Raw genomic sequence first — 14,254 nt, forward strand, 5'->3', positions numbered from 1 at the left:
ATCGGCACCGCGGCCCGCTTCGGCCTGGCGGGCCACGCGATCCATGGCTGCTTGCGCGAGGCTCTGATCGGCGGCTCGGTCGGTTCAGGCCAACGCGGGTCCGAACACGGCAGGTGCCGCAGGCCTTGGCCTAGGACCGGCCGGCGCGTCGGCGTTCGGCAAGCGCGATACCGCCCAGCACGAGGGTCAGCGCCGCGACGTGGAACAGATGCAGTGTTTCGCCCAGCAGGGCGACCGACAGCAGCGTGCCGAAGATCGGGATCAGGTTGATGAACACGCCGGCGCGATTGGCGCCGATGAGCTCGTTGCTGCGGATGAAACAGGTCTGTGCGATCAGCCCCGGCACGAGCGCGGCGAACAGCACGACCGCCCAGCCGCGGATGTCCGGGACGATGGCGGTGCCGGCAGTGAACTCCCAGGCCGCGAGCGGCAGCGAGCCGAGCCAGGCGGCCAGGGAGATCACGGTGATGAAGCTCAGCCAGTGCAGCCGGGGCTTGGCGCGCAACGCTGCCGTATAACCGCCGTAGCACAGGATCGCCACCAGCATGAGCGCATCGCCCCGGTTCAGATCCAGGGCCAGCAGGCGTGCCGGCTGGCCGGCAGAGACGATCAACGCCACGCCGGCCACGGTCAGCAGGAAGCCGAGCATCTGACGGGTGGTCACGCGCTGGCGCAGGACCAGAAAATTGAGCGCGAAGATCACGCCCGGCATGCCGGCCTGTTCAATGACCACGTTGATCGCGCTGGTGTGATTGAGTGCGCTGTAGAGTGCGCCGTTGAACCCGGCGAAACCGATCGCGCCGTAGGCGATCAGCAGCGGGGCGTGACGACGGATCATCGCCGCATCGGCTTTCAGGTGCGGCCAGGCGAACGGCAGCACGGCAAGCCCCGCGATACCCCAGCGCAGATTCGTGAGCAGCAGCGGGCTGATATGGCCGACCGCGAACTTGCCGGCCACCGCGTTCGCACCCCAGGCCAGCGTGGTGGCCAGCAGCAGAACGTAGGCCAGCCAGGCCTTGCCCTGAACCGCCGGCATCACGCGCTCGCCCGCGTGTCGATGTCTTCGGCGAGAAAGCCGCCCGACTGCATGCGCCAGAGACGCGCATATAATCCGTCGGCGGCCAGCAGCGTCTCGTGGCGGCCGGTTTCGACGATGGCTCCGCCATCGATCACCACCAGCCGGTCGAGCGCCGCGATGGTCGACAGCCGGTGCGCGACCGCGATGACCGTCTTGCCGGCCATCAACCGATGCAGGTTTTCGGTGATCGCGGCCTCCACTTCGGAATCCAGCGCGGCCGTCGCCTCGTCCAGCAGCAGGATGGGCGCGTTCTTCAGCATCACCCGTGCCAGCGCGATACGCTGACGCTGGCCACCCGACAACTTGACCCCGCGCTCGCCGACCATGGCCTCGAGACCGCGCCGGCCCTGGGCGTCGACCAGTTCGCTGATGAAGCCGTCGGCATGAGCGGCGGCCAGCGCGGTGCGTACCTCGGCATCGCTCGCATCGGGCCGGCCGTAGCGTACGTTGTCGCCCACCGAGCGGTGCAGCAATGCGCTGTCCTGGGTGACCATGCCGATCGCCGCTCGCAACGACGCCTGGGTGACATCCGCCACGTTCTGGCCGTCGATGACGATACGGCCTGTCTCTAGATCGTGAAAACGCAGCAGCAGGGAAAGCAGGGTCGACTTGCCCGCGCCGGACCGGCCGACGAGTCCGATCTTCTCGCCGGGTTCGATGGTCAGGGAGAAGTCGTCGATCACCCCGTGGCCGCGACCGTAGTGAAAGCCGACCCGCTCGAAAGCGATGGCGCCGGCCGAGACCGCCAGCGGCGCGGCGTGCTCGGCATCGACCAGCGACTGGGTGCGGGCGAACGTGGCCATGCCGTCCCGCAGCGTACCGATGTTCTCGAATAGCTGGGAGACTTCCCACATGATCCATTGCGCCATGCCGTTGATCCGCAGCACGAGGCCGATCGCAGCCGCAATCGCGCCGGCGCTGATCAACGCCGACTGCCATAGCGCGATGCCCAGGCCGGCGACCGCGAGCAGCAGCAGCGAGTTGATCAGATACAGACTGGCGTAGAACGCGTTGATTCGGCGCATCTGGGCATAAACAGTCTTCAGAAAGCTGCGCATGCTCGCGCGGGCATAGTCGCCCTCGCGTTCTGTGTGGGCGAACAGCTTGACCGTGGCGATATGGGTATAGGCATCGACCACACGCCCGGTCATCTCCGCCCGGGCATCGGCCTGGCGCTCGGCGATATGCCCCAGCCGCGGCACGAAGTAGCGCAGCAGGCTGACGTAGGCAGCTAGCCAGGCGATGAACGGCGTCGCCAGGCGCCAGTCCGCGCCGGCGACCAGGACCACGATGCCGGTGAAGTAGACCACCACATAGAGCATGACATCGAGAAACTTCATTACCGTCTCGCGCACGGCCAGCGCGGTCTGCATCAGCTTGGTGGCCACCCGACCGGCGAATTCGTCGGCGAAGAAATCCAGCGACTGGCCGAGCAGCCAGCGATGCGTCGTCCAGCGAAAGCGCATCGGGAAATTGCCCGACAGCGCCTGGAACGTCACCAGCCCCTCGATGAAAACCAGCAGCGGCAGTATCACCAGGACCACCAGCGCCATGCCCGACAGCGCCCAGGCGTTGTCGCTGACGAATGTCTGGCGCGGGCTGTGGGCGAACCAGTCGACGATATGCCCGAGAAAGGCGAACAGGGAGACCTCGATGATCGAGATCGCCGCGGTGAGAATCGCCATGGCCAGCAGCAGTGGCCAGACCGGGCGCGCGTAAAAGACGATGAACCGCCACAGGTTGCCGCGCGGGGGCTCGCGTGGGTCGTCGGGAAACGGCGCAATCAGGCGCTCGAAAAAAGAAAACATCCGGCTTCGGTACGCGTGGGCGAGGCTGTGACGATCAGCGCGCCAGTCTACCGCGATCGCGCCGTGACGACCCATCGGCGACCGACAATGATTACGGTAGCGCCGACCCGACGACGATCTTCAAGCGGGGACGCAGCCTGTGTCTGCAATAGGCCAAGGCCGCGCCCGGCACTGGGGCACGCGTCGTCGTTCGTTGCTGCGTGGGACGTCGGTCGGGCGCCTGCCCGCCACGCGAGCGCGTGTTCAGAAGTCGAAGGCCACCGCGCGCAGCGTATCCAGATATACCCTCGTCGCGGTCGGGCGGGCCCGGACAGCGTCGTACATGCGCACGCCAGCCAGGATGTTCAGCTGGGCCGGACGCCCTGCGGGCAATCCGTGGCCATCGGCATCGGGCGCATCGCCGCGCGTCGCCGACGGCTCGGTGGGGCGGATGGACGCAATGCGAGCGCCGAAGATCGATCGTGAACCGGCCGTCGCGATCCGGCAGGCGCGTATCGACGATCTGCAGGCCGATACGGTCAGCGCGTCGAGGCCGCGGCGCGTCGTTCGCCGGCCTGTCCAAAAGCATAACTGGCGGTCAGGTACACGACGAATGCGGCTACCACCGCATTGATCGGCGGTATGCCGGGCAACAGGTTGGCCGCGGCAAAACCGGCCGCCCAGGCGGCTACGGCGGTCCAGTTGACGTCGCGGAGATCGATCTGATCGAGCGCGCGATAGCGGCCGCGGGCCAGGACGAAGAAATCCGCGATCAGGATCGCGCCGATCGGCGGCAGCGCTGAGCTGAGAAAGCTCAGCCAGCCGACGAAATTGTTGTACAGCCATAACGCGGCCAGGGTGCCGATCGCCCCATTGGCGAGCACGATCCAGTGCTTGGGCCAGCCCGTGATATTGGAAAATCCCAACGACGCGGCATAGAGCGCATTGTCGTTGGTCGTCCAGATGTTGAGCCCGAGCACGACGATTGCGGGAATGATCAATCCCTGGGCGAACATCACCTGGGAAATGTCGGACTCGCTATAGACCAGCGCGCCCACTGCACCAAAAGTGAACATCAGCGAATTGCCCAGAAAAAAGGCGATCAGCGTGGTGGCGACGCCGATCGCGGGTGTCTTGGCAAAACGCACGAAGTCCGGCGTCAGCGTAGCGCCGCTGATGAACGAGCCGATGCAGGTCGTCAGCGCGACCGCCAGCGTGATCGGGTCCGACGGCTGGATCGCCGCGAGTGCGTCGAGCCCGCCGACCTCGCCCACAGCCAGGCCGACCGACAGATTGCCCAGCACGAGGATGGCGGGCACGGCGATGAAGCTCAATACGGCCAGTGCCTTGAAACCGAGATAGGCCGTGGCCGTCATGAGCACGCCGCCGATGCCGATCAGCAGGTAGGTATCGATGCCCGTGGCCACCTGTACGGGCAGGGCGAACATCACCACACCCACGCCGAACCAGCCCACCTGGGTCGCCCCCAACAGGAAAGAGGGCAACCAGGAGCCGCGGACGCCAAAGGCATAGCGGCTGATGAGATGGGTGGACAGCCCCGTGCGGCTGGCGGCCAGGGCCAGACAGGCGGCATACAGGCCCAGCACGAGGTTGCCCGCCAGCACGACCCACACGAATCGGGCCAGCGTCAGCCCTTCGCCGAGCGTGCCGCCGCCCCACATACTGGCCGAAAAGAAGGTGAAGCCCAGCATCACTGCGAACATGGTCCAGAAGCCGCGCCTGGCGTGCGCCGGTACGGCGGTCAATTCGTAATCGTCGGACGTCGTGTGGGTTTCGGACATGGCTCTGCTGTCAGCTGGAAAGCGCGGGCGGTTGCCGCACGGCGGTAAACGGTTTCATGTACAAGGCAATGGGCGTGCCAGACAGGAAACGATCAGCCTTGCACTGGTTCCACGCACGCTGTCGGGAATTCGAGTACGAGCGAATCGATGGCCAGAACGCATAGCCGACGCTGGCCGCTGATATCCGGAAACCCGCTGCCGGGCGGGTTATGATAGCCGCACAGGCGCGCGGCTCGCAGCCGCCCACTTGCGGTCGGTGTTGTGGCATAGCGCTGGCTTTGTGCAGTCTGTAACAGGGTGCGCCAGGCGCGCGGCACCAGCGCCGTACCGATTGGCAACCGCGGCCCCGTCGGTCGGAAGTCGAAGGTGACCGCGGGCCGGCTGGTTCGCTGCACCCGGATGATTTCGCGCCCGCCGATGCACCGGTTATCGAATTCCGCGAGCTTCTTGGGCAGCCCCCAGTGGTGGCGGCCGTTGACGACGCTTTCGCGGGTGGATACCCAGATATGGGTGATCGCCGGCCTTCGGCGTCCGCCCGAAGCGAACCGGCCAGGGCACAGCAGCAGTTCGCGGTACGGGCCGATATCGCTCGCGTGATAATCGACGACCATCAACACACCGAGCCCGCCCAGTGCGCGGCCCGGTGTGCCGGATGCCTCTGTCTGGCAGGCCTGTGCGAACGCACGGCTGCAGTAGAGCCCGATCACATAAGCGTGTCCGGTCAGACGCCATGGTGGGGGCACCAGCCGTGGTCGTGATTGCGCTGTCGTCATCCGGGCTCGGGCCGGTACATGCTCAGGCTATGCCCGATCCGCACCGGCGCCGACTGCAGGTCACGTCCGGCAGCGTGCGGCTTGCGAACGGCCACCGGCGTTGGACCCCGCCCGCGGCCGGTACGGGGACACGGGGCTATTTCTGGACAGCACCGCTCCGTTCGTTCTGCTGGTTATAGCGGTCGATACGGTGACCCAAGCCTTCGGCCTCGGGGTTGCCATAGTCGCCGCTGTTGTCGGCCGCGCCCGGTGGCTGTTGCTCGGGCAATGCCGCGCCACTGCGATCGGGCTCGCTCGACTGGTTGTAGCGATCCACACGTTGTCCCATCGAGGACGCCTGGGACGGATCGGTCATGCCCGTATCAGCGCCGTCGTCGCGCTGCGCGTGGTCGCGATCGTGGGCGATGGCGGGAGACTCATTGTGGCGTTCGTTGTACTTGTTGATCTTGTCGGCCAGCGGTTCAGTCTGATCCGAAGACCGGTCGGCCATTGCCTCGCCCGCGGCCCAGGCCGGTGCAAGCGGACTCAGCGCGGTGACGGCGGCGATAACGGCGGCCGCAACGAAACGATCGAAATGGTGGTCTGTCATGGTCTCCCTCCGGCGCTCATGACGGCGCCTTTATTGTTGTGATCCCCAGCGTAGCTTTTTTTTGTGTCTTGCGCCGCATAAAAAAGCCCCGGCGCCTGTGAGCGACCAGGGCTGCCGGCAGATCGCCTGTTCGCCTAGCGCAGGTTGGACGCCTGACCGTCGAGGATATTGCTGTGCCCGCCGGTCGCGTTGTAGCGCGTGATCTCGCGGCCGAGATCAAGCGCCTCGCGGTGCGGGCCGGACGTGCTCGCTACCGGATGGGTGTCACGGGCGGCGATCGCGCCGGCGACGTCGCGCTGGTTATAGGCATCGACGGCGGCTGCCAGTCGGCCGGCCGCGGGGGCCGGGGCGTCGCCGATAGCCGTCGGCGCGGCATGGCCGTCGGCAATGGCCCCGGGTACGGCACGTGCGTTATACGCATCCAGGGAGGCGGCCAGACGATCGGCGGCGGCATGACCGTTGTCTGCGGCCGGCGCCGGTGTCGCCACAGGATCGGGCTGCAAGGCCTGAAGGGCACCCTGTTGGGCCGAGGCAGTACTTGCGGCACCCAGGGCGAGTAGGGTCGAGACGGCGAGCAACCGGCCGGTCTGCAATATTGAAGACTTCATGAGAACTCCGGAGTCTGGACAAACATCGAAAGCTGTATGCCGAAGATGTTTGGGGCCGTCTCGAAGCGATCAAGTGTTGCAGCGCAAAAAAATACGCCTAAAGTCGTATGTCGTCCCGGGTATTTACGAGATTCGAGTCTGGGCCGATCGGCCGCCGCTAGCTCAGGCCGTAGCCACGAAGCGCATCGCCACCGCGTTCATGCAATAGCGCAGGCCGGTCGGCCGTGGACCGTCGTGAAACACGTGGCCCAGATGCGCATCGCAGCGCCGGCACACGATCTCGGTGCGGCGCATTCCGAAGCTGGTATCGGTGTGTTCGGCGACGTTCTCGGGGGCGATGGGTTGCCAGAAACTCGGCCAGCCGGTGCCGGAATGAAACTGCGTCGCCGCATCGTAGAGCGCGGTATCGCAGCAGATACATCGGTAGATCCCGGGTTGCTCCGGCTTCTCGTAATCTCCGCTGTAGGCGCGCTCGGTGCCGGCCTGACGGGTCACCCGATAGGCGGCGTCCGAAAGCTGTTCGCGCCAGGCGGCGTCGCTTTTGACGACCTTGGCCAACCGGCGTTCGCCGATGCGCTGGCCGTTTTCGTCGAAGACCACGAGCCGGACGGTCGCCGGCTCGGCCGCCCGTGCCACCTGTGCCAGACCGAGGCTGGCCAGTGCCAGCGCGCCACCGCCGACCCCGATCAGCTTGAGCGTGCGTCGGCGGCCCGGGTCGGCGATGGTGTCAGAGGCGTGTGCGTGTCTCGAGGATATTTTCATAGCCCGGCCCACCATTCATAGCCGCGATCCTCCCAGTAGCCACCCTTGCCGCCCTGGATATCGCGGAAGTTGTCGACGAGTTGCAGACGCATCACATACTTGGCGTTCTTGTAGCCGAGCTGGCGTTCGGCCCGCAGACGAATCGGTGCGCCGTTGGCGATCGGCAGATCGGCGCCGTTCAGGCTGTAGGCCAGCAGCGACTGCGGATGATAGGCCTCGACCATATCGAGGCTTTCGTAGTACTTCACCGGGCCGCCGTAGGTGTTGTCTGCGCAATGGAAGACCACGAAACGGGCGCTGTCCTTGGGCCGCACCTGGTCCAGCAGATCGCCCAGCACCGCGCCGGTCCACTGGCCGATGCAGCTCCAGCCCTCGACACAGTCGTGACGGGTGATCTGGGTACGTGACGGCAGTGCCTTGAGCTGTTCAAGCGAAAACTCGCCCGGCCGATCGACCAGGCCGTCGACGGCCAGTCGGTAATCGACGAAGTTGGCCGCGGCCATTCGTTGATAGTCTTCGTTGTCGGGGTTGGTCGTGCCGTTGGGCCGAAAGGTGTCGGCGATCATGGAGGCATCGAATTCGCGAGCCAGCGACTCGCGCGAGGCGACCAGCCGCTGGGCATAGCGTGTCAGCCACTGCGTATTGTCCAGAAACGACTGCACCTGGTCGTTGCGCGACAGGCTGTCGCAGCCGGTCAGCGCGGCCGTGGCACCGAGCGCCCCCAGGCCGGTAATCAGCCGGCGACGTCGCGGATCGGGAACGATGAGCTTGCGCTTAGTCATGGTCGGCGGCTCCCTTGGCGGCCGGCCGGCCGTCGTTCGCATCCTGGGGCAGGCGATAACCGCCGGTGGTCATCGAGCGCAGGTTGTTGAATACGCCCGAGACCAGCACGAGCAGGATATGCACGATGAAAAACGCCACCAGCGAAAAGGCGAAGATGAAATGCAGGGTACGCGCGCTCTGCCGGCCGCCGAAGATATCCAGCAGCCACGGCCAGGCCGCGTTCATGGTCGGCGACATGGTCAAACCGGTGAGAATCATCAGCGGCAGCAGGCAGAACAGCACGAGGATATAAGTCAGCTTCTGCAGCCCGTTGTAATCGCGCGCGTGATCGAACCGAAACCGCATGTGATGCCATATCGTGCGCGGTAGCCCCCGCCATTGGGCTCTGGAAGGAAAGATCATCCGGCGACGGCGCGAGCTGACCACGGTATAGAGCAAATAGACCAGCAGCGACGGGCCGAAAATCCATGCGGCGGTGAAGTGCCAGTTGCGGCCCAGCGCGAGCCACTGCGAGCTCGGCAGCGTCGCCCAGGCCGGAAAGCCGCGCTGGGCCAACTCCCCGTTGGCCTCCGACAGCCCGAATAGCCCGGTGGTATCGAACTGGTGCCCGAGTACGCGGGTCGCGCCCATCGGGTTGCCGTCGGGGCCGCGCATTGCGCCCATGGCCAGCAACGGCGAATCGAAATGCGATGTCTGGCCCCAGTACAGGGCCGGATGCGCGTTGAATATCTGCAGGCCGCTCATCAGCAGGACGAGCAGACAGATTGCGTTGAGCCAATGCCAGGCACGAGTCGCCCAGCCGTGGCGCTTGATGACGGTCGACGACAGCCTGGCTGCAGGTGCGCGCGGCGTGTCGGTGGGACGGGTGGATGTATTCATGATGTACTCGCTGAACAGACAAGCCTGCCGGCCGGTTGGGGCAGCCGGCAGGCCGTGCTCGTCACATCTTGTTGTCGTGGCTCATGCCGTCGTGCGACTCGCCCTTGTCGCCTTTCATGGCGTCGCCGGACATCTTGTCGTCGGGCGACATGCTGTCGCTTTTCATCTTGTTGTCGTGGGACATGCCGTCATCGTGTTTCATGCCCTGGGTATGGCCTTCGGCGGCCTTGTCGTCCTGCATGCCCGTCGTGCTCTGATCGGACATGTGGTCGTCGTCCATCGCGCTGGCCGAGGCGGCCCAGAACAGACAGGTGGAACAGGCCAGCGCTGCGGCGAGGGCGGTGAACTTGGAGGGTTTGGATAGGGACATTGTGCGTCTCCTCTGGATTTTCGAATGATGACACCGGGCCGGCTTGGCCCGAGGTGCTCGCACCGTTGGGTACGATCGCAGTCCATCCTGTGATGCACAACCGGACCAGTCATCACGAATCGGTCACGCCCGCGAGATCACGTTCGTGACGCGATCGTGATGAGGACGGGCGTGGCGAGCGCTAGGATAAGCACGTCACGCGTATCCGCCCGAGCACCGATTCATGGCACAACGCATTCTCTGCGTCGAAGACGACCCGGACATCGGCCGCCTGCTGATGGCGATCCTCGGCGAGGCCGGCTATCCGGCGGACTGGGCACGTACCGGCGAGCAGGCGCTCGCACGTTGGCCGCAGGCTTCGCTCGTGCTGCTCGATCTGATGCTGCCGGATACCGACGGTTTGACGGTTTGCCGGGAAATCCGACGTCGCGACAGTGGCCTGCCGTTGATCATGCTCACGGCCAAGGCCGGCACCTCGGATGTGGTGCGAGGCCTGGAGATCGGCGCTGACGACTACATGACCAAGCCGTTCGAGGCGAGCATTCTGCTGGCGCGCGTTCAGGCGCTGCTGCGTCGTCGCCCGCCCGCGCCTGCCGACGCGCCCGCCGGTGAAGCCACGCCGCATGTGTTCGGCGAGCTCAGCATTGACCGGCAGGCGCACCGGGTCACCCTCTCCGGCACGCCGCTGGCCCTCACCGCGAAGGAGTTCGCGCTGCTGCTGCTGTTCGCGAGTCATCCGGGCCGGGTGTTCTCGCGCGGCGAGCTGCTCGACGCCGTCTGGGGGCCGGAGTTCGACGGCTTCGACCATACGGTCAACACGCATATCAACCGGCTGCGCGGAAAAATCGAGGCCGATGCAGCCAGTCCGCGATATATCCATACGGTCTGGGGGGTGGGGTATCGGTTCGCCGACGCCGTCAGCGAAGCCGCGCATCAGCGCCGAGGACCCGGCGCTTGAGCGTGCGCCGATACGGAGCGGACGCGCTGCGGGCTTTCTGGCACAGCCTGTATGCGCGGATCGCGCTGGTCTACCTGGCGAGTTTGCTGGTGCTGTCGGTAACCGCGGCCTGGATCGCGGTCAGCCAGTTCGATCAGCTCGGCCGCGAATTCCAGCAGCGGATGCAGATCGACCTGGCGGACAATCTGGCCCAGGTCATGCGCGCGCCGCTGGCCGACGGGCCGGCCAGCGCGGCGGCCGCCGAGGCCGCGCGACTGATCCTGTCGATCAACCCTTCGCTGTCGCTGTACGTGCTGGATCACCAGGGCCGGGTCGTCGGCGACTATGGCCGACCCGGTTGTACGCGCCCGTCGCCGGTGGATACGCAGCCGCTCGACCGGCTGCTGGGTGCGGAGCCGATGCTGCCAGTGTTCGCCGTCGCGCCTTGCAGTCGTCAGGCCAGCGTGTTTTCGGTGGCTCAGGTCGAGTACGGTCACCAGGCCACGCCCGGCTATCTGTTCGTGGTGCTGGATGCCGGGCGACGCATGTCGATGTTCGCCATGCTGCGCACCAGCAGCATTACGCGGACGCTGTTGATCGCGGGCGGTCTCGCGCTGCTGCTGTCCGGTATTCTCGGCTTGTTGCTGTTTGCCGTGCTCACACGGCGTTTCACGCGCCTGACCCATGCGGTACAGCGTTTTGCCGAGGGCCACTCGGGCCAGCGTATTACTCCGATACGCAACGACGAGATCGGCCGGCTAGGGCGCGCGTTCAACGACATGGCGGCTACCATTGAGATCCAGCTCAATGCGCTGCGCGAGAACGATCGCCAGCGCCGGGAACTGGTGGCCAATCTGTCGCACGACTTCCGTACGCCTTTGACCTCGCTACAGGGTTATGCAGAGCGGCTGCAGGGCGGCGACACGCTGACGTCGGCGGCCCGCCGCGCACATCTGGATGCGATTCTGGCGAACGCAGCCCGGCTGACCCAGCTCGCCGAGCAGCTGTCCACGCTCGCACGGCTCGATGCACACGAACGGCCCTTGAACGAAGAACCATTTTCTCTGGCCGAGCTGGCCTATGACATCGCCGGCAAATTCCAGCCGCAGGCCGAGGCCGCACAGGTGCGGCTCGAGATACGTCGTATGTCCACCCAGACTCTGGTCCGGGCCGATCTGGCGCTGATCGACCGACTGTTGACCAATTTGATCGACAATGCCTTGCAGGCGACGCCCCCCGGCGGGCTGGTATGGCTGGATGCCGTGGCGACAGGCGATCGCGTACAGGTGTGTGTCGGAGATACCGGCGCAGGGCTGGCCGAGGAAGAGATCGGATTGGTGACTCAGCGGTTCTATCGCACGCGTGCCGGGCGCGAGCGCGGCGAAGGATCGGGATTGGGCCTGTCGATCGTCGAGGACATCTGTAACCGACATGGCACGCGTCTTCAGATCGATAGCCGGCCCGGGGCCGGGGCGCGGATGATGTTCGATCTGCCCAGCAGCTGAATCGCCTCGATGGCCATCGCGTATAGAACGCGGTTTTCACGCCAAAAAAAAGACGGCCCGAGGGCCGTCTTTTTTTCGACTGCGAAACGCGCGCGGCGTTTCGGCGAAGTCTTACTACATGCTGTCGGTGCTGGTTTTATCCGAATCGCCGGGCATGTCCATGTTGGAATTTTCCGGCTGCGACGACGAGTTGTCATCGGTCATGCCTTGTTCGCTGGACATCTGGTCGTGGGTCGACTCGCTGTCCTGGCCGGTTGTGCCGTGGTCCATGCTGTCGTGCTTCATGGTACCGCTGCTCTCACCGCTCGGGGTCATGCTGTCTTCGTGTGTCATGCCGCTATCGGTGGACATGTCGGTGTCGCCCGTGCTGCTGCTTTGGGCAAGCGCGGCAGTACCGAACGTGAGCGCGCCGGCGAATGCCAGCGAGCACATCAATGCGGTGGTGGTGCGTTTGGATGACTGCATATTGGATGCTCCTTGTTTTTTTCGTGGACCGGGCTGCTATGCCCGGTATGGCCGAACGCGGTACGCCGCCGAACGACAAACCGGGTCGCGCCGGCCCTGCGCGACGCTTACATACTACGACATCAGACCGGGAAAACTATCCGAAGTTCTACAGACCGAGCCCCGGCGGCCCCTTGTGCGGGCTGCCGGGAGACTCGGTACACGGCCGTCGAGCGGCCGTGTGCCGGCTGATTCGACTCGCGCGATTACTGCGTGTAGTCCGAGCCCTGGGTCGTACCGGCGTCCTGGTTGGGCTTGGCCGGATCGGCCGGCGCGGCCGACGTGTCGGATTTGGCCCGGTCGTCGGTCTGTTTCCGTGTGGCGTGGTCGTAGCTCATCCGGTCGCCGTTGTCCGAGGGCTCATGCTGCTCGGCACTCGGCGCTTCGGACTGGCCGGCGGCGACGGCCGCGCCGCCACTCAGCACGGCGATGCCGCACAGAGCGCCCGCCGCGATACGGGTCAGTGTGGATCGGTCGTATGACATGGCAATTCCTTGGTTGGGCAGATCGGCGGATCGAATCGAGGCGGCGATCAGAACGCCTTGTTGTTCAGCTGGTCGCCGTCATTGGGCAGCGGATCACGGCGGTTGGACATGCTGTCCACGCTGACATCGCTGCGGTTGTCGCTTCCGTGCTCGGAACGACTGTGGTTCGGCACCTGTGCGGCCTTGGTTTCCGGCGTACCGGTGATGCCGTCTTCCAGATGCGTACCGCCGGCCTCGATGTTGATCGGGGGCTCCTGGTCGGCACGGGCACCGGTGTCGGCAAGGCCAACGCTCGAGGCGCCGAGCAGCAGGGCGGCGGCAACAGCGCTCAGAAGAGGGGTCTTATGGCTCATGGCAAATCTCCATCCGCGCGGGGCGGTCTATGAAATGGAACTATCAAAATCTGCGTTGCGATAGATATAGGGATGATTGCGGGAAAAACAATAGCGCGCGATCGAAATCGACGCGCCGCGCATCTTGGCCGGTCCGGCGGTCGACCGTGCGGGCCGCTATGTAGTAGGCTATATATCGAAATCCGCGCGGACGGCGACCACGTTCCGCGCTCCGATAGGAAATCCGGCATGTTGAATCGCTCTGTCGGCGGCCTCGGTTCCCGGGCCGTCCTGCTGACCCTGTGTCTGCTTGCGATGTTCTACCGGCCGGCCTACGCCGCCGACGATTCATTGCTGGTCTTTGCCGCAGCGAGCCTCAAGAACGCGATGGATGATGTCGCCACGGCGTTTGAAGAAACTCACGGCGGCGACATCAGAATCAGCTATGCCGGCAGTTCGACACTGGCGCGTCAAATCGAGCGCGCCGCGCCGGCCGATATCTATGTCTCGGCGAACCAGGACTGGATGGATCGGGTCGAGACCGACGAGTTCATCGACAACCACAGCCGTATCGATCTGCTGGCCAACGCGCTGGTGCTGGTCGCACCGCGCAACCGCGATACCCGGCTGAAAATCGCCCAGGGGTTTCCGATCGTGAGTGCGCTCGGCGATCGTTATCTGGCCATGGCCAATACCGAGGCCGTGCCGGCAGGGTTGTACGGGCGACAGGCGTTCGAGCACTTGCACGTCTGGGAGGCGCTGCAGGGCCATATCGCCCAGGCCGACGACGTACGCGCGGCGCTGGCGCTGGTAGCACGTGGCGAATCGCCGCTGGGTGTGGTCTACGCCAGCGACGCGGTGGCCGAACCTCACGTGCGCGTGGTCGACACCTTTCCCGCCGACAGCCACGACCCGATCGTCTACCCGGCCGCGATTCTCAAGCACGTCGACAAACCGCTGGCGGACGCGTTCATGAGCTTCCTGCAGGGCAGCCGGGCGACGGCGATCTTCAAGCGCTGGGGGTTCGCGCGGGCCGCGGCGCCGGCGCGTCGCCGCTGAG

The 14,254-nt window shown here is 65.4% G+C and carries 16 protein-coding genes; 3 read left to right on the forward strand and 13 right to left on the reverse strand.

Going from position 1 to position 14,254, the window contains the following annotated elements:
- Nucleotides 1-130 precede the first annotated feature (130 nt).
- The 10 genes from T31B1_RS13170 to T31B1_RS13215 form a co-directional block, all read right to left on the reverse strand.
- Nucleotides 131-1,036: a DMT family transporter gene (locus T31B1_RS13170; RefSeq protein ID WP_353249971.1), complete on the reverse strand. Its 906-nt coding sequence runs from the start codon at nucleotides 1,034-1,036 to the stop codon at nucleotides 131-133.
- The gene (locus tag T31B1_RS13175; RefSeq protein WP_353249972.1) at nucleotides 1,036-2,886 is read right to left on the reverse strand and encodes an ABC transporter ATP-binding protein; all 1,851 of its coding nucleotides are present in this window, start codon (nucleotides 2,884-2,886) and stop codon (nucleotides 1,036-1,038) included. The genes T31B1_RS13170 and T31B1_RS13175 overlap by 1 nt, the downstream gene beginning before the upstream one ends.
- 518 nt (nucleotides 2,887-3,404) lie before the next feature.
- Nucleotides 3,405-4,667, reverse strand: coding sequence for a cytosine permease (gene codB / locus T31B1_RS13180; protein WP_353249973.1), 1,263 nt, complete (start codon nucleotides 4,665-4,667; stop codon nucleotides 3,405-3,407).
- 92 nt (nucleotides 4,668-4,759) lie between these two features.
- A complete protein-coding gene (locus T31B1_RS13185) occupies nucleotides 4,760-5,440 on the reverse strand; it encodes an acetoacetate decarboxylase family protein (RefSeq protein WP_353249974.1) in 681 nt (226 codons plus the stop codon).
- 136 nt (nucleotides 5,441-5,576) lie between these two features.
- Nucleotides 5,577-6,029 (reverse strand): hypothetical protein, encoded by a 453-nt coding sequence (locus tag T31B1_RS13190; protein ID WP_353249975.1) that lies wholly within the window; start codon nucleotides 6,027-6,029, stop codon nucleotides 5,577-5,579.
- Between the two features lie 134 nt (nucleotides 6,030-6,163).
- Entirely contained in the window at nucleotides 6,164-6,637 is a 474-nt protein-coding gene (locus T31B1_RS13195; protein ID WP_353249976.1) for a hypothetical protein, read from the reverse strand.
- 162 nt (nucleotides 6,638-6,799) lie between these two features.
- Complete coding sequence (msrB, locus tag T31B1_RS13200) at nucleotides 6,800-7,399, reverse strand: peptide-methionine (R)-S-oxide reductase MsrB (protein WP_353249977.1); 600 nt, start codon at nucleotides 7,397-7,399, stop codon at nucleotides 6,800-6,802.
- On the reverse strand, nucleotides 7,396-8,181 hold the full coding sequence (locus tag T31B1_RS13205) for a molybdopterin-binding protein (protein WP_353249978.1): 786 nt from the start codon (nucleotides 8,179-8,181) through the stop codon (nucleotides 7,396-7,398). The genes msrB and T31B1_RS13205 overlap by 4 nt, the downstream gene beginning before the upstream one ends.
- Nucleotides 8,174-9,061 carry a cytochrome b/b6 domain-containing protein gene (locus T31B1_RS13210; RefSeq protein WP_353249979.1) on the reverse strand — a complete coding sequence of 296 codons (888 nt, stop codon included), beginning with the start codon at nucleotides 9,059-9,061 and terminating at the stop codon, nucleotides 8,174-8,176. Before T31B1_RS13210 ends, T31B1_RS13205 begins: the two co-directional genes overlap by 8 nt.
- Nucleotides 9,062-9,122: 61 nt before the next feature.
- Entirely contained in the window at nucleotides 9,123-9,431 is a 309-nt protein-coding gene (locus tag T31B1_RS13215; protein ID WP_353249980.1) for a hypothetical protein, read from the reverse strand.
- Nucleotides 9,432-9,654: 223 nt separating this feature from the next.
- Here T31B1_RS13215 and T31B1_RS13220 point away from each other — a divergent pair, with 223 nt between their 5' ends.
- Complete coding sequence (locus tag T31B1_RS13220; RefSeq protein ID WP_353249981.1) at nucleotides 9,655-10,389, forward strand: response regulator transcription factor; 735 nt, start codon at nucleotides 9,655-9,657, stop codon at nucleotides 10,387-10,389.
- A 2-nt stretch (nucleotides 10,390-10,391) separates the two neighbouring features.
- Nucleotides 10,392-11,873: a sensor histidine kinase gene (locus tag T31B1_RS13225; protein ID WP_353250281.1), complete on the forward strand. Its 1,482-nt coding sequence runs from the start codon at nucleotides 10,392-10,394 to the stop codon at nucleotides 11,871-11,873.
- Between the two features lie 114 nt (nucleotides 11,874-11,987).
- Here the strand turns inward: T31B1_RS13225 and T31B1_RS13230 are convergent, their stop codons facing one another.
- From T31B1_RS13230 to T31B1_RS13240, 3 genes are all read right to left on the reverse strand, one after another.
- Nucleotides 11,988-12,338, reverse strand: coding sequence for a hypothetical protein (locus T31B1_RS13230; RefSeq protein ID WP_353249982.1), 351 nt, complete (start codon nucleotides 12,336-12,338; stop codon nucleotides 11,988-11,990).
- A gap of 245 nt (nucleotides 12,339-12,583) precedes the next feature.
- Nucleotides 12,584-12,862 carry a hypothetical protein gene (locus T31B1_RS13235; protein ID WP_353249983.1) on the reverse strand — a complete coding sequence of 93 codons (279 nt, stop codon included), beginning with the start codon at nucleotides 12,860-12,862 and terminating at the stop codon, nucleotides 12,584-12,586.
- Between the two features lie 47 nt (nucleotides 12,863-12,909).
- Nucleotides 12,910-13,215, reverse strand: a complete 306-nt coding sequence (locus T31B1_RS13240) for a hypothetical protein (RefSeq protein ID WP_353249984.1) — start codon at nucleotides 13,213-13,215, stop codon at nucleotides 12,910-12,912.
- A gap of 228 nt (nucleotides 13,216-13,443) precedes the next feature.
- Between T31B1_RS13240 and modA the strand changes: the two genes are divergently transcribed.
- The gene (gene modA, locus T31B1_RS13245; protein WP_353249985.1) at nucleotides 13,444-14,253 is read left to right on the forward strand and encodes a molybdate ABC transporter substrate-binding protein; all 810 of its coding nucleotides are present in this window, start codon (nucleotides 13,444-13,446) and stop codon (nucleotides 14,251-14,253) included.
- Nucleotide 14,254 lies beyond the last annotated feature (1 nt).

Origin of the sequence: Salinisphaera sp. T31B1 (assembly GCF_040361275.1) — a bacterium.
Lineage (GTDB): Bacteria > Pseudomonadota > Gammaproteobacteria > Nevskiales > Salinisphaeraceae > Salinisphaera.

Excerpts from the sequence above, each read along its gene's own strand:
- T31B1_RS13170 (WP_353249971.1), bottom strand. The coding sequence starts at position 1,036 with ATGCCGGCGGTTCAGGGCAAGGCCTGGCTGGCCTACGTTCTGCTGCTG.
- T31B1_RS13175 (WP_353249972.1), bottom strand. The coding sequence starts at position 2,886 with ATGTTTTCTTTTTTCGAGCGCCTGATTGCGCCGTTTCCCGACGACCCA.
- codB (WP_353249973.1), bottom strand. The coding sequence starts at position 4,667 with ATGTCCGAAACCCACACGACGTCCGACGATTACGAATTGACCGCCGTA.
- T31B1_RS13185 (WP_353249974.1), bottom strand. The coding sequence starts at position 5,440 with ATGACGACAGCGCAATCACGACCACGGCTGGTGCCCCCACCATGGCGT.
- T31B1_RS13190 (WP_353249975.1), bottom strand. The coding sequence starts at position 6,029 with ATGACAGACCACCATTTCGATCGTTTCGTTGCGGCCGCCGTTATCGCC.
- T31B1_RS13195 (WP_353249976.1), bottom strand. The coding sequence starts at position 6,637 with ATGAAGTCTTCAATATTGCAGACCGGCCGGTTGCTCGCCGTCTCGACC.
- msrB (WP_353249977.1), bottom strand. The coding sequence starts at position 7,399 with ATGAAAATATCCTCGAGACACGCACACGCCTCTGACACCATCGCCGAC.
- T31B1_RS13205 (WP_353249978.1), bottom strand. The coding sequence starts at position 8,181 with ATGACTAAGCGCAAGCTCATCGTTCCCGATCCGCGACGTCGCCGGCTG.
- T31B1_RS13210 (WP_353249979.1), bottom strand. The coding sequence starts at position 9,061 with ATGAATACATCCACCCGTCCCACCGACACGCCGCGCGCACCTGCAGCC.
- T31B1_RS13215 (WP_353249980.1), bottom strand. The coding sequence starts at position 9,431 with ATGTCCCTATCCAAACCCTCCAAGTTCACCGCCCTCGCCGCAGCGCTG.
- T31B1_RS13220 (WP_353249981.1), top strand. The coding sequence starts at position 9,655 with ATGGCACAACGCATTCTCTGCGTCGAAGACGACCCGGACATCGGCCGC.
- T31B1_RS13230 (WP_353249982.1), bottom strand. The coding sequence starts at position 12,338 with ATGCAGTCATCCAAACGCACCACCACCGCATTGATGTGCTCGCTGGCA.
- T31B1_RS13235 (WP_353249983.1), bottom strand. The coding sequence starts at position 12,862 with ATGTCATACGACCGATCCACACTGACCCGTATCGCGGCGGGCGCTCTG.
- T31B1_RS13240 (WP_353249984.1), bottom strand. The coding sequence starts at position 13,215 with ATGAGCCATAAGACCCCTCTTCTGAGCGCTGTTGCCGCCGCCCTGCTG.
- modA (WP_353249985.1), top strand. The coding sequence starts at position 13,444 with ATGTTGAATCGCTCTGTCGGCGGCCTCGGTTCCCGGGCCGTCCTGCTG.